This window comes from Streptomyces chilikensis, assembly GCF_001642695.1.
GTDB classification, from domain to species: domain Bacteria; phylum Actinomycetota; class Actinomycetes; order Streptomycetales; family Streptomycetaceae; genus Streptomyces; species Streptomyces chilikensis.
Window position 1 is genome coordinate 2,022,097 of the sequence record NZ_LWCC02000005.1, and the last position, 13,723, is coordinate 2,035,819.

11 protein-coding genes and 1 pseudogene are annotated in these 13,723 nt (G+C 74.1%); 7 read left to right on the forward strand and 5 right to left on the reverse strand.

Annotated features, from left to right (window positions below; all coding sequences use genetic code 11):
* Positions 1-297: 297 nt before the first annotated feature.
* The 3 genes from A2U95_RS09070 to A2U95_RS09080 all read left to right on the forward strand — a co-directional run bounded on the left by A2U95_RS09070 (position 298) and on the right by A2U95_RS09080 (position 2,707).
* Positions 298-1,062 (forward strand): GOLPH3/VPS74 family protein, encoded by a 765-nt coding sequence (locus tag A2U95_RS09070; RefSeq protein WP_166021663.1) that lies wholly within the window; start codon positions 298-300, stop codon positions 1,060-1,062.
* Between the two features lie 307 nt (positions 1,063-1,369).
* On the forward strand, positions 1,370-2,224 hold the full coding sequence (locus A2U95_RS09075) for a helix-turn-helix domain-containing protein (protein WP_166021664.1): 855 nt from the start codon (positions 1,370-1,372) through the stop codon (positions 2,222-2,224).
* A gap of 273 nt (positions 2,225-2,497) precedes the next feature.
* Positions 2,498-2,707 (forward strand): DUF397 domain-containing protein, encoded by a 210-nt coding sequence (locus A2U95_RS09080; protein WP_166021665.1) that lies wholly within the window; start codon positions 2,498-2,500, stop codon positions 2,705-2,707.
* Between the two features lie 150 nt (positions 2,708-2,857).
* Here the strand turns inward: A2U95_RS09080 and A2U95_RS09085 are convergent, their stop codons facing one another.
* A complete protein-coding gene (locus A2U95_RS09085; protein WP_240957441.1) occupies positions 2,858-3,973 on the reverse strand; it encodes an ADP-ribosylglycohydrolase family protein in 1,116 nt (371 codons plus the stop codon).
* A 255-nt stretch (positions 3,974-4,228) separates the two neighbouring features.
* Positions 4,229-6,295: a laminin G domain-containing protein gene (locus tag A2U95_RS09090; protein ID WP_240957249.1), complete on the reverse strand. Its 2,067-nt coding sequence runs from the start codon at positions 6,293-6,295 to the stop codon at positions 4,229-4,231.
* Between the two features lie 150 nt (positions 6,296-6,445).
* Between A2U95_RS09090 and A2U95_RS09095 the strand changes: the two genes are divergently transcribed.
* On the forward strand, positions 6,446-9,049 hold the full coding sequence (locus A2U95_RS09095) for a bifunctional FO biosynthesis protein CofGH (RefSeq protein ID WP_166021667.1): 2,604 nt from the start codon (positions 6,446-6,448) through the stop codon (positions 9,047-9,049).
* Positions 9,050-10,053: 1,004 nt separating this feature from the next.
* Here A2U95_RS09095 and A2U95_RS09100 read toward each other — a convergent pair.
* The gene (locus A2U95_RS09100; protein ID WP_166021668.1) at positions 10,054-10,962 is read right to left on the reverse strand and encodes a LysR family transcriptional regulator; all 909 of its coding nucleotides are present in this window, start codon (positions 10,960-10,962) and stop codon (positions 10,054-10,056) included.
* A gap of 225 nt (positions 10,963-11,187) precedes the next feature.
* On the opposite strand from A2U95_RS09100, the gene A2U95_RS09105 reads away from it, so the two are divergent.
* Entirely contained in the window at positions 11,188-11,775 is a 588-nt protein-coding gene (locus A2U95_RS09105) for a DUF6817 domain-containing protein (protein ID WP_166021669.1), read from the forward strand.
* Between the two features lie 71 nt (positions 11,776-11,846).
* Here the strand turns inward: A2U95_RS09105 and A2U95_RS09110 are convergent, their stop codons facing one another.
* Together A2U95_RS09110 and A2U95_RS33360 are read right to left on the reverse strand one after the other, a co-directional pair.
* On the reverse strand, positions 11,847-12,587 hold the full coding sequence (locus A2U95_RS09110; RefSeq protein WP_166021670.1) for a GbsR/MarR family transcriptional regulator: 741 nt from the start codon (positions 12,585-12,587) through the stop codon (positions 11,847-11,849).
* Between the two features lie 122 nt (positions 12,588-12,709).
* A complete protein-coding gene (locus tag A2U95_RS33360; protein ID WP_277350871.1) occupies positions 12,710-12,835 on the reverse strand; it encodes a hypothetical protein in 126 nt (41 codons plus the stop codon).
* Here A2U95_RS33360 and A2U95_RS09115 point away from each other — a divergent pair.
* Positions 12,834-13,505: a DUF4097 family beta strand repeat-containing protein gene (locus A2U95_RS09115; protein WP_166021671.1), complete on the forward strand. Its 672-nt coding sequence runs from the start codon at positions 12,834-12,836 to the stop codon at positions 13,503-13,505. The genes A2U95_RS33360 and A2U95_RS09115 overlap by 2 nt on opposite strands.
* Positions 13,506-13,542: 37 nt before the next feature.
* Positions 13,543-13,723: pseudogene (locus A2U95_RS09120) on the forward strand (ATP-binding cassette domain-containing protein); the annotation flags it as partial.

Here is a 13,723-nt window from a genome sequence, read left to right on the forward strand (position 1 = left end):
CCCCGTGCCCGGCGTCCTGTCCGCCGAGGAATCTCGCTGCTTCGACCTGTCGGGGGACTCGCCCGCCACCACTGCCTCCTCCATACGCCGCGCACTCCCCGTGCGCCTGCCCAACCAGCCGACCGTCATCGCCGGCGGCCACCGTCCGGACCGTTCCAGTGTCGCGTCAGCGCTCCCGGCCCTCCCGCAGGGACGAGAACGACATACCTGCCGGTTCCGTCCGATAGCGGGCTCGCACTCTCGACAGATGAGTGTGAGAGGGGTCACCCTGTCGTACATCCACGCGGGGAGGCATGGATGGGCAAGAGCCGCAGAACACTTCCGGAGGAGCTTCTGCTGCTGGCATTGGACCCGGCCACGGGCACCACTGCACAGCCTCAGTCGCTCGACCTGGGTCTGGCCGGAGCACAGCTCGTCGAGCTGGCCATGGCCGGACGGATAGCCCCGGACGGGGATCGTATCTCCGTGGTGATGCCACGGCCGACAGGAGATCCGACTCTGGACCACGCACTGGAGCTGCTGCGCAGGCGCGGCGCCCCGGTGCGCGCGGTCCACTGGATCGGCGGGCCCCGCCTGGGGCTCCGCCAGACGTATCTCGCGCACCTGGAGCGGTGCGGCATGGTGCATGCCGTCGCCGGTCCGATGTGCGGGGTGCTGCCGACGACTCGCTACCAGGCGACGGACACGGCGATCAGCCGGGAGATCAGGGCCCGGCTGGACACGGCGATCAAGACGGGCGTCCCACCGGACCCCAGGACCGCCGCGCTCGCGGCGCTGGCCCACGCGGTCGGCCTCGGCAAGCACCTGTACCCGGGGAACGAGGGCCGCTCGGCCCGCTCCCGGCTGCGGGACCTGATCCGGCACGACCCGATGGGCGGCCTCGTGGCGCACGCCGTGATGGACGTCCAGAACGGCGTGGCGGCACAGCCGCGCCGCGCGCAGGCGCCCGGCGGCCGTGCCCCGGTCCCGGCGCACGGGCGGGCCACGGCTCCGCAGGAGGTGGCCCGGGGTGTGGCGGCGCAGCCGCATCCGGGGCCCATGGTCAGGGCCGTGGCGCGCTGACCCGGACCGCCCGGCCCTGAGCCGGGCCATGAGTCACCCGCCCGGGCGGGGTGGCGGACCGACCGTGTCCGCCGCCCCGCCCGGGCTCGGTCCGTTCCGGGGGCAGCTGTCAATGCGAGACGTCAAGCCGAACCCGAAAGTGTGAATCCTGGTGCGGCCCCCGCCCCCCGGGGCGGAACATCGCGCACCCGGGGTTCACGCGTGGGCGGCCGTTGTGCGCCGTTTCCCAGCGGCGGTCCGCACCCGGGTGGCAATCTGCTGAACAGCAGATACGCAAAGTCGAGGTACGCAGCCGGAGGTGCCGTCCGTGGCGTCCAGTGTCAACCCCACCGTCAGGCGCCGCCGCCTGGGCCAGGAGCTCCGTCGGCTCCGCGAGCAGAAGGGCATGACCGCCGAGGAGGTGGCGGAGCGGCTGCTGGTCTCGCAGTCGAAGATCAGCCGGCTGGAGAACGGCCGCCGGTCCATCAGCCAGCGTGACGTCCGCGACCTGTGCGGAGTCTACGAGGTGGAGGACCAGCGGATCGTCGAGTCGCTGATGCAGATGGCCAAGGACTCGCGCCAGCAGGGCTGGTGGCACTCCTTCGGCGACATCCCCTACAGCGTCTACATCGGCCTGGAGACCGACGCGGCCAGCCTGCGCGTCTACGACCCCCAGGTGGTGCCGGGACTGCTGCAGACCCGGCAGTACGCGGAGTCGCTCATCACCGGCGCGCTGCCGGAGACGGCGGCCGCGGACATCGAGAAGCGGGTGCAGGTGCGGCTGCGCCGGCAACAGCGGATCAACGCCCAGGAGAACCCGCTGCGCCTGTGGACGGTGCTCGACGAGGCGGCGCTGAAGCGGGTCGTGGGCAACCGGGCGGTGATGCGCGAGCAGTTGGAGCACCTGGTCGAGCAGGCGCAGATGCCGCACGTGACGGTGCAGGTGATCCCGTTCGAGCTGGGCGCCCACCCGGGGCTCAACGGGCAGTACGCCATCCTGGAGTTCCCCGACGCGTCGGACTCCAGCGTGGTCTACATCGAGGGCGTCACCAGCGACCTCTACCTGGAGAAGCCGAACGACGTGCAGAAGTACAGCGTGATGTACGAGCACCTGCGGGCACAGGCGCTGAACGTGGAGCAGTCCCGGCAGTTCATCGAGGACATCGCGAAGTCCTACGCGTGACCGTGGGCGTGACGGCCCGGCCGCGTCCGTAGCCGGTCACGCAGGGTGACACGTTGACCCTCGATCCGTTGCCGCTGGACTTTGCCACCGGCAAAAAAGCGAACCGTACACGGACAACTGCTGTGACGGTAGAGCCTATTGGTACATGCCATCCTCACGAGTGAATGGATGCCTCCGAAGCACGAGGCGGCGAGTAGCGTCGATCACGCCAACGGTCACGGACGGTTGGCTCGGTTCACCCCGATCGTCACTCTCAGTCAACTCGGAGTAAAAATGGCTATTCGTCAGGGCGCCACTCCCGCGTGGACCAAGTCGTCCTACTCGACCGGCAACGGGGCGTGCGTGGAGGTCAAGTCGCCGGTCCGCGAGGAGCTCGCCGTGCGGGACTCCAAGGTTCCGGCCGGCCCGACGCTCGCCTTCCCCGCCGACTCGTGGAGCGCGTTCGTCTCCGGCATCAACCACGGCGGATTCGCCGGAGTCTGACCCTCCGTCGCGGAAGCCGGTCCCACCGGCGCCAAGGGCACCAGCCCGTGCAGCCCTCTCGTCCGGCTCGCCGTCCTGGCCGAGGGGGCTCGCCCGTCGCCGGCGCGCGGAGCACCTGGGTCCCGCCGGGCAGGCCCCGCCCGGCGGCCCTCAGTCCTCGGCCCGGGGCCCGCGCGGGTAGCGGGCCAGCCAGCCGGGGGACGCGTAGGAGGGGCCGTGCAGGGCCGGTCCCTGGGTCATCTCGACCGCGAAGTCGTCGGCCAGCACCACCAGCGTGGGACGCCCCTCGATCTCGGCCAGCCACGCGGGCGGCAGGGCGGTCTCCCCGTGGAGCGCCCCCAGCAGCCCGCCGGTCAGGGCACCGGTGACGCTCGCCGGGCCGCCGAGGTTCACCGCCAGGCAGAGCGCGTGCCGCACGTCCTCCCCGTCCCGTACGCAGCGGACCGCCGCGGCCAGCACCTCGTCGGCGCCCGCGTCGGCCTCCAGGGGGGCCAAGGGCTCCTCGTCGGCCTCCAGCGCGGCCGTCAGGGCCCCGGTGACCTCCTGGTGGCCCGGCCAGGGCGCGATCGCCCCGATCGCCGTCCGCAGGGCCTGCGGAAGCGCCTCCCCGCGCGCCAGGCCGTGCACGGTGACCGCGTACGCCCCGGCCGCCAGGTAGGCCGTGGGGTGGCCGTGGGTCTGCGTGGCGCACTCCACGGCCAGCTGGGCCACCAGCCGCGGTTCCCAGCCGACCAGGAGGCCGAACGCCGCCGACCGGGCCGCCGCGTGCGGACCGCGCTCCCCGGGGTTCCTGGGGCCGGCGGGCGTGCCCATGGTCTTCCCGCGCAGCGCCAGCAGGGTGGGGCCGTGCGGGGCGCGGCGGGCGTAGAGCCACTCCTCCCGGGCCAGCCAGCCGTCGTCCTTGCGGCGTTCGTCCGGCCCCCAGTCGTCCTGGGTCGCCGTCCAGCGCCGCCAGGCGCGGTACAGGTCGCTCGGCGGGTGCCAGGCGCCGGTGTCGCGGCGCACCTGGGCGCGGATCAGGCCGTCCACGGTGAACAGGGACAGCTGGGTGACGCCGGTGACGGCGCCGAGCCGCCCGTACGCGGGGACCGGCGCGGTCAGCCCCTCGGGGCCGTGGGCGGCGACGATCTCCTCGGCGGTCAGCCCGTCCAGCGGCGCGCCCAGCGCGTCGCCCACGGCCGTTCCGAGCACCACGCCGCGCACCCTGCTCCGGAAGTCCTGCAACTCGGCCCGGCCCCACGCACCAGCCACCGCCCGACCTCCCACGGCCGTCACCACGCCTGCGTCCTCCCGCGCCCGCGGTCGGCCCGGGGCCCGGTCGCTGGCGACGCTAGTCGCCCGGCGGTCCGGGCGGAACGGGCAATTCTGGCCGATGCGCATGTACGGCTCCCGTGGTGCCCGCGCTTCCACGGGATCCCCCCTGGACGCACACAGCGTCCGCGCGCCCGGCGCGGAACCGGCGGCGCCCGCCGCTCGCGGGGCGAGGGGCGGGCGCCTGGTCCTGGGCCGGTCGTCAGCGGCTCACCACCGCAGCAGCGGGATGCGCGACCCGTCGACGACGCCGGTGAACACCTGGACGTTGTCGACCGCGCCGTGGAGGTACTCGCCCCAGCCGCCCCCGGTGCGGCCCCGGCCGACCTGGAGCGGTCCCCCGGCCGCCCACGGGGCGTCGAAGGAGGCGGAGGCCGCCTCGACGCCGTCCACGTGGAGCAGGATCCGGTCGGCGGCGTCGTCGTGCACCACCGAGATCTGGTGGCCGTCGCCGCGTCCGCCGTCCGGCAGGACCACCCGCGCGGCCACGGTCTCCGTGGCGTCCGGTCCCTCCCCGTCCGTCATCACCAGCTGCCACGCCTTCCCGGCCGGGTCGTAGCGGACCTTGAACGCGTCGCCGTGCTCCCCTCCCTGGGAGAGGACCGTCATCGGTCCGGCCGGCTCGGCGTCGGCCAGCCGGACCTGGACGGAGGCGGTGAAACTGCCGGAGGTGTCCACCACCGGTCCCTCGGTGGCCGCGTGGCCGGTCGAGCCGTCCAGTTCCAGGTGGGCCGCGCCCACGAGGGCGGGCGGCGGGGGGACGCAGTCAGGGTTCCACCAGCAGTCGTCCTCCGGTTCCCGGAAGACGGTGGCACCGCCGTGCGGCGTGAGCGGACCGCCCGCGCCGCCCGGCACCGGCCCGTCCGTCACCGACTCGAAGTCCCACCGGCCGAGGTCCTGCGGCTGCTGCCCGGCGAGTTCCGCGGCCTCCTCGGGGACCATCACGCGGTCCCAGACCCGGACGTCCGCGAGGTCGCCCTGCCAGCGCTGTCCGCCCTCGCCGCGGGCGCGGCCGAGCTGGAAGGCGCCCGGAGCGGCGACGGGACCGGCCTTCGCCCTCCCGCCGGCGGGCCTGCCGTTCACGTAGAGGCCGACGGTGTCGTCCTCGGTGTCGAAGACGCCCAGCACGTGGGCCCAGTCGCCCGTCTCGGGGCCGCCACCCGCGACGGTGGCGCCGCCGAAGGCGAAGGACCACTCGGCGCCGCCGTCTCCGGCGGGCCGCAGGCCCAGGGTGAAGGCGGAGGTGCCGTCGGCCGCGTCCTGGCTCGCCACCGTCATGGCACGGCCGGTCGTCCCCGGCCGCACCCAGCCGCCGACCGCGAACGTCTTCCCGGTGTCCGCCACCGGCGCGTCCGGAGTCAGGTAGCCGCCGCCCTTGCCGTCGAGGCGCGCGCTGCCGGTGAGGCCGGTGCCGAAGGGCGCGGTGTCCACGAACGTCACGCCGTCCTCGGCCCGCAGCGCCGGTCCGGTCCCGGCGGAGGCGTCGGCGAGCCTCCAGTGGGCGACGGGGGCGCGGCCCTTGTCGACCAGGAACCGGAAGGTGGTCTGCGAACCGGCGTTACCGGCCCGGTCGACCGCCTGGACGGTCAGGTGATCGGGGCCTTGCTTCCGCGGCATGAAGCGGATCGCGGCCGGTCCGCCCATCTCCTCGGGTTCCACGGTGCTGTACGTCCCGTCGATGAAGTGGTACCGGTAGGCGACCACGTCGTCCGAGGGCGAGTCGAAGGTGAAGCCGCCGTGGACGCCGACGCCGTCCTGCCATCCGGCGTCCTCGCGGTAGTGGTCCGAGGTGACCGTCACCGTCCCGGGCCGCTCCGTGTCCATGATGAACTCACAGGCGTGACCGCCCGCCTCGTCGCTCCAGGCGGAGCGCTCGCCGTGCTGGTCGACGGCGCGCGCACGCCAGGAGACGCGCGTCCCGCTCGGCACGGCGAACGACGGCGACAGGGTGAACGTGCTGCCCGACGGCGCGGCGTGAGTCGTCAGGGTGCGCCGCTCCCCGGTGCCGTCCGCCCCGGCCCACCACACCTCGATCTCGCCCGAGACCTGGCTGTAGGCGTCGGGATCGCGCAGGACCAGGCGCAGCACGGGCTCCGAGCCCAGGTACCGTGCGGCCTCCCCTGCCGCACAGGGCGCGGAGCCGGTCCGCAGGTCCTCCGCCACCGGCCGCGTCGGCGGCGTGTTCCCGGTGGCGACCGCCACCCCCGGCGTCGCCGCCAGCAGCGCGGCGGCCGTCCAGGCGACCACTCCGCGTCTGCGCCGACCGTTCTCGTCCACGAACCGCCCCCTCTGACGTGTACTCAGCAAAGTGGGCGTGAAGGTAACAGGGAACGCGGACGGCCGGAGGAGGATTTCGTGACGGGAGCCCCGGACCACCGAGTGGGACGCCCTTGTTTGCCCAGCTCGTCCCGCTCGTATGCTCGGGGGATGACGACTTCCGCCAGCTCCGGACCGGGCCGCCCCACGCAGAACCCGCCGACCGAGAACTCCATGCGCCGTGCCCTCAGGCGGGCCCGGGACGGGGTCACGCTGGACGTCGCCGAGGCGGCGGTGCTGCTGCAGGCGCGCGGGGCCGACCTCGACGACCTGTGCGCCACCGCCTCGCGGGTGCGGGACGCGGGACTGGAGGCGGCCGGGCGGCCCGGGGTCATCACGTACTCCAAGAGCGTGTTCGTCCCGCTCACCCGGCTGTGCCGGGACAAGTGCCACTACTGCACCTTCGTCACCGTGCCCGGCAAGCTGCGCCGGGCGGGACACGGGATGTTCATGTCGCCGGACGAGGTACTGGACGTCGCCCGGCGCGGCGCCGCGATGGGCTGCAAGGAGGCGCTGATCACCCTCGGCGACAAGCCGGAGGACCGCTGGCCGGAGGCGCGGGAGTGGCTGGACGCGCACGGCTACGACGACACCATCGCCTACGTCCGGGCGGTCTCCATCCGGATCCTGGAGGAGACGGGCCTGCTGCCGCACCTCAACCCCGGGGTGCTGAGCTGGACGGACTTCCAGCGGCTCAAGCCGGTCGCCCCGTCGATGGGGATGATGCTGGAGACGACGGCGACCCGGCTGTGGTCCGAGCCGGGCGGGCCGCACCACGGCTCCCCCGACAAGGAGCCGGCCGTGCGGCTGCGGGTGCTGGAGGACGCGGGCCGCTCCTCGGTGCCGTTCACCAGCGGCATCCTGATCGGCATCGGCGAGACCTACGAGGAGCGGGCCGAGTCGCTGTTCGCGCTGCGCAAGGTGGCGCGCGCCTACCACTCGGTGCAGGAGCTGATCATCCAGAACTTCCGCGCCAAGCCGGACACCGCGATGCGGGGGATGCCGGACGCGGAGCTGGACGAGCTGGTCGCGGCGGTGGCGGTGGCGCGGGTGGTCATGGGCCCGTCGGCCTGCCTCCAGGCGCCGCCGAACCTGGTCGACGCCGAGTACGAGCGGCTGATCCGGGCCGGCATCGACGACTGGGGCGGCGTCTCGCCGCTCACCATCGACCACGTGAACCCGGAGCGGCCGTGGCCGCGGATCGACGAGCTGGCCGAGCGGTCCGCGGCGGCCGGCTTCGAGCTGCGGGAGAGGCTCTGCGTGTACCCGGAGTTCGTGCGCCGCGGCGAGCCCTGGCTGGACCCGCGGGTGCTGCCGCACGTGCGGGCGCTGGCCGACCCGGAGACGGGTCTGGCGGTGCCGGACGCGGTGGTCGAGGGGCGCCCCTGGCAGGAGCCGGACGAGGCGTTCACCCCGTCGGGCCGGACGGACCTGCACCGCACCATCGACTCCGAGGGCCGCACCGCCGACCGGCGGGACGACTTCGACGAGGTCTACGGCGACTGGGAGTCGCTGCGCGAGGCCGCGGCCCCCGGCATGGTCCCGGAGCGGATCGACGGCGACGTGCGGGCCGCGCTGCGCACGGCGGCGGACGACCCCACGAAGCTGACGGACGAGGAGGCGCTCGCCCTGTTCCACGCGGACGGGGCGGCGCTGGACGCGCTGTGCCGGGTCGCCGACGACGTGCGGAGGTCCGCGGTCGGGGACGAGGTGACGTACATCGTCACGCGGAACATCAACTTCACCAACGTCTGCTACACCGGCTGCCGCTTCTGCGCCTTCGCGCAGCGCCGCACCGACGCCGACGCGTACACGCTGTCGCTGGAGCAGGTCGCCGACCGCGCCCAGCAGGCGTGGGACGTCGGCGCGGTGGAGGTCTGCATGCAGGGCGGCATCCACCCGGACCTGCCGGGGACCGCCTACTTCGACATCGCGCGGGCGGTGAAGGAGCGGGTGCCGGGGATGCACGTGCACGCCTTCTCGCCGATGGAGGTCGTCAACGGCGCGACCCGGACCGGGATGTCGATCCGGGAGTGGCTGACCGCCGCCAAGGAGGCGGGCCTGGACACCATCCCCGGAACGGCGGCCGAGATCCTCGACGACGAGGTGCGCTGGGTGCTGACCAAGGGCAAGCTGCCCACGGCCACCTGGATCGAGGTGGTCACCACCGCGCACGAGCTGGGCATCCGCTCGTCGTCGACGATGATGTACGGCCACGTCGACCAGCCGCGGCACTGGCTGGGGCACCTGCGGACGCTGGCCGGCATCCAGCGGCGCACCGGCGGGTTCACGGAGTTCGTGACGCTGCCGTTCGTGCACACCAACGCGCCGGTCTACCTCGCGGGCATCGCGCGGCCGGGGCCGACGGTGCGGGACAACCGGGCGGTGACGGCGATGGCGCGGCTGCTGCTGCACCCGTACATCCCCAACATCCAGACCAGCTGGGTGAAGCTGGGCACGGAGGGCGCGGCCGAGATGCTGCGGTCGGGCGCCAACGACCTGGGCGGGACGCTGATGGAGGAGACCATCTCCCGGATGGCCGGCTCCTCCTACGGCTCCTACCGGTCGGTCGCGGACCTGGTGGCGATCGCCGACGCGGCGGGGCGGCCCTCCCGGCCGCGCACCACGCTCTACGGCGAGGTCCCCGAGGAGCGGCGGCGGGCGGCCACGGCCTCGGACGGGCACCTGCCGGAGCTGCTGCCGGTCCTGGACTGACGCGGCGCGCCGCGAAGCGGCACGGCGGCCGGGCGACGGCCGCGGGACGGCGTCACGGGCCGCCGCCCCGCTCGGCCGCCCGCCGGGCATCCGGGCCGGCGCCCCGGACGGCCTCGCGCGGTCGGCCGGCGGCGGCCCGGTGACCGCGCCGTCCGCGCCGGGCCCCCGCTCCTGCTGCCGCCCCGGCGCCGGCATCCACGGGGCGTGGGAGTTCCCGGACAGCAGCGTCACCGCGATGACCACCGCGTAGACCGCGCAGGCCACGCCGACCCCTGTGCCGATGCGCCGGTAGCGCCGGCCGCGGCGGCCGGACTCGTCGACGAAGACGGGTCCGTCCGCCCCCTCTCCCCGCACCGCACCGGCCGGCGACGCCGCCCCCGGTTCCTCCCCGACCTCCCGGCCCACGCCGTCGAGCTGCACCGTGACCTCGTTCGGGTCGTGGGTGTGGCCCGCCCGGTCCGCGCTCTCCCACGGCCCGGACAGCAGCGCCGGACGCCCGGCACGGATGTCTTCACGCCAATTCCTCAGCTGCACGTGATCCCCCCAACGGAGCAGCCGGGCCGGGCGTACGTCCCCGGGCGCATCGGTGCAAACCCGGGCCGGAAACGGCCCCCTCCGGACCCGCGCCCCTCTATCACACTGCTCCGGACCAGGAGATTACTGACACCGCGAGGGGCCCCCAGGCACCTCGAACGATGTTCGATGTCTGAAAAGCACCGCACGATATGTGCCGTATTCAGTCGTCCCGATCAGAGTGCGACACCGGTGGGCAGAGACGGTCGAGTACGGAGGCGATCACGCTGCGTGAGACCGGAAAATCCCCCTCGCCCTCACCCGGGGCGACCGGACACGACCACCGTTCGAACCGCGCCATCCGGCCGGAACTGACCTGTGGAAAAACGGTGCGCGACCACCGCGGGCGTCACCCTCACCAGCGAAGGGGGGATGACGGGGTCCGGGGCGCCCCCTCACCCGTTGAGGTGAGGGTCAGGTCGAGGTGGGGGTCAGACCGTCAACGCCCGGACGACCGTGTCCGCGAACGCCCGGGCCTGTGGAGGCAGCGCGTCCCAGCGCCGCACCGCCCACCCCACCTGGAGCGGCGGCAGCTCCGGCACCGGCACCAGTCGCAGCGGTCCGCCCGCACCGGCCGCGGCGCCCGCACCCGGCCCCCGCAGCCCCGGCAGTTCCGGGATCACCGCGTGTCCCAGGCCCAGTTCGGCCAGGAGCAGGGCGGTGTCCCAGTCGGCCACGCTGGTGCCGGAGCCGGCCCGCAGGCCCGACCCGGCCAGCGCCACGTCGAGCTGCTCGCCGGAGGTGGAGTTCGACGGAAGCCGCACCAGGCGGAGGTCGGCGAGGTCGGCGACGCGCACGTGCTCCCGCTCCGCCAGCGGGTCGTCCTCCCGTACCGCCAGCACCCACGGCAGTTCGACGGCCGGGCGCTGCTCGATGCCGCGCACCGGTTCGCCGATGGTGATCCACGCCAGGTCGAGGTTGCTGGAGAGCAGCGCGTCGAAACAGCGGCGGCTGGACGTCTCGGTCCGGAACTCCAGGCTCACCCGGGGGTGCCGGCGGCGGAACTCGACGATGGCGTCGGCCATGAAGTGCCGCACGGTGGTGCCGCCGGTGGTCACCCGGACCGCGCCGCTCTCGCCGTCCACCAGGTCGCCGAGCCGGCGCAGCGCCAGGTCCAGCCCGGCGAGGCCGTCGGAGGCGGCGTCCCACAGGATGCGCCCGGCCGCCGTCGGGACCACGCCGCGCGGCTGGCGCTCCAGCAGGCTGACGCGGGTCTCCTTCTCCAGCCGCTTCACGTGCTGGCTCACCGCCGACTGGGTGCAGCCCAGTTCCCGGGCCACCGCGCTGAGCGAGCCGGCCCGGCACACCGCCACGAACACCCGGAGGTCGTCGAGGGTCACGCCCACACGCTAGCAACACCCAAGCAGACGCTGAGGGTTGGCAAGCAAACCCAAGGATTGACCTGCCTCGCCCCCAGGCCCGACGATCGTGGGGAAGGGCAGCCCCGGGCGGCAACCCGCGTCCCCCTGGCACCTGACCGGTTCACGACGACCGGCGGGCAGCCTCCCGCGCGCGGGTGCCGACCCGATCCCCGCCGAAAGGCCCGCTTCGAAGGAGGCGCAGCCGTGCCCGCTCCCCCACCGGCGGCCGACCGTGCCGTCGTCCTGTTACGCCGCCTCGGCGCGGACGCCATCGCGCATCCGGGCGGCACGCTCCTCCAGCACCTGGTGCGCGTCCGGGCGCTCCTCGCGCTCTGGGACGCCAGGCCCACCCTGCAGCTGGCGGGGTTGTGCCACGCCGCCTACGGCACCGAGGCGTTCGCCCCGGCCGTGCTGGGCCTGGCCCGCCGCGCGGAACTCGCCCTGGTGATCGGCCCGGAGGCCGAGGCCCTGGTCCACCTCTACGCGGTCTGCGACCGGGCGGCGACCTATCCGTCGCTCACCCATCCCTCGGGCCGCTACGTCGAGCGCTTCACCGGCCGGACCCGCTCGCTCTCCCTCCAGCAGCGTCGCGACCTGGCCGAGCTGACCGCCGCCAACGAACTGGACATCGCCCGGGCCGACCCGGCCTTCCGCGCCCGCCAGGGACCCCACCTCATGGCCCTGCTGCTCCGGTTGCGCCCGCTGCTCTCCCCCGCCGCCTGGCACACCGCGGACACCCTCCTCGGCGGCCGCGGCACCGGGCCGGCCGGTCCGGCCTCGCCCGCCGCGTAGGCCGCTCCCCGACCGCGCCCGGCCGGGCGGCGACCCGACCCCCGCCCGGCCGGTGCGCCCACCGCCCCGCCTCAGTGCTCCGCGCGCGGCGCGGCGGGGGCTTCGGGCTTGGCGTGGAGGAGGTCGCGGGCCTCCTCGGCCGCGCGGACGATGCTCTCCGAGACGAAGTCGACGAAGCGCGCGATGCTCTCCAGCCGGTCGCCGGCCGGGGTGTCCGGACCGAGGACGCCGACCCCCTCCCGCGCGGCGTCGGCCAGCGCCGCGGTTCCCCGGGCGCTGGCCAGCATCGACTGGTACCAGACGTCCTCGTCGGCGACGTACCGTTCGCGGCGGCGCTCGTCGCGCTCACGGCGGAGCAGCCCCTGGGCCTCCAGGTACGTCACGGCCTTGGACACGGACGCCGGGCTGACCTGGAGGCGCTGGGCGAGTTCGGCCGCGGACAGGCTGCCCTCGTCGGTCGTGTAGAGGCAGGACGCCACCCGGGCCATCATCTTCGGCAGCCCCGTCTGCATCAGGACGGTGGTGAACGCCTCCTCGAACTCGCGCACCGCCTCGCCGTCCCGCCCGTCCCTCCCCCGCGGCGGCGCCGTGTCCTTCGGCGGGGCCGTGCGCCGGCCCCGGGTGCGCCGCTCGGCGGCGCGGTGGGCCAGGTCGGGCCGGTAGGCGGTGGGTCCGCCGTTGCGCATGACCTCGCGGGTGACGGTCGAGGTCGGACGTTCCAGGCGCCTGGCGATCTCCGCGTAGGCGAGGCCGTCGGCCAGACCCAGCGCGATCCGCTGACGTTCCTGCTGGGTGAGCCTGCCTCCCGGCATCGAGGACTCCTTCATGGTGCGTGAGGGTGCCTCCATCCTAGGCCCGCGATCCAGCGGTTGCAACGAACGAAGGAGCGCTTCGTTGCGTTCTCTTCAGGTTTCATGCAACGAAATACCAGCATTCACCTGCGATTTTTCATTTCCATTGCAACAATCGTGTTGCCGGACATCGTGAACGCAACGTAGCTTTCCACCATCGGAAACAACGCGGCGCCGCACTCCGCGGCCCGGACGAAGGAGAGCACCATGCACACGTTCGCCACCACCACGAAGACCACGGTCGTCCTCGACATCCCCGCCGGCCGCGTCCGGCTGGTCGCCTCCGACCGGGCGGACGCCACGGTCGAGGTCCTGCCGGCCGACGCCGCCAGGAACCGTGACGTCAGGGCGGCGGAGCGGATCGAGGCCGCCTTCGAGGGCGACACCCTGCGGATCGGGGCCGGCGAGCCGGAGAGCCGGCTGACCGGTCATTCCGGCGCCGTCGAGGTGACGGTGCGGCTGCCCGCCGGCTCCCGCGTCGAGGCCAAGGCGTCCGACGTCGAGTTCCACGGCACCGGCCGGCTCGGCGACGTCTCCGTCGAGGTCGCCCGGGGGACGGTCGAGCTCGAGGAGAGCGCCGCCGCCCGGGTGACCGTCCTCGCTGGCGACGTCAGCATCGACCGCCTGGGCGGTGACGCCGCGATCAGCACCCGGAAGGGCGACATCGACATCACCGAGGCCCTGGGCGGCACGGTCACCCTGCGTACCGAGGCGGGCGGCATCAGGATCGGCGCCGCCCGCGGCGTCTCCGCCACGCTGGACGCCGGCACCGGGTCCGGCCGGATCGACAACGCGCTCCGGAACGCCGACGGCGCCGCCGCCGGCCTGCGCATCCACGCCACCACCGGTCACGGCGACATCAGCGCCCGCAGCCTGTGACCGCCCACGCAGAGGAAACGACGAAGGGGGACCCCTCATGACCGGCCTGGCCATAGCGGCGAACGGCCTGCGCAAGTCCTACGGCGACCGGACCGTCCTGGACGGCGTCGACCTGGCCGTTCCGGAAGGAACGGTCTTCTCCCTGCTCGGGCCGAACGGCGCCGGCAAGACCACCACGGTCAAGATCCTCTCCACCCTGATCTCCGCCGACGGCGGAC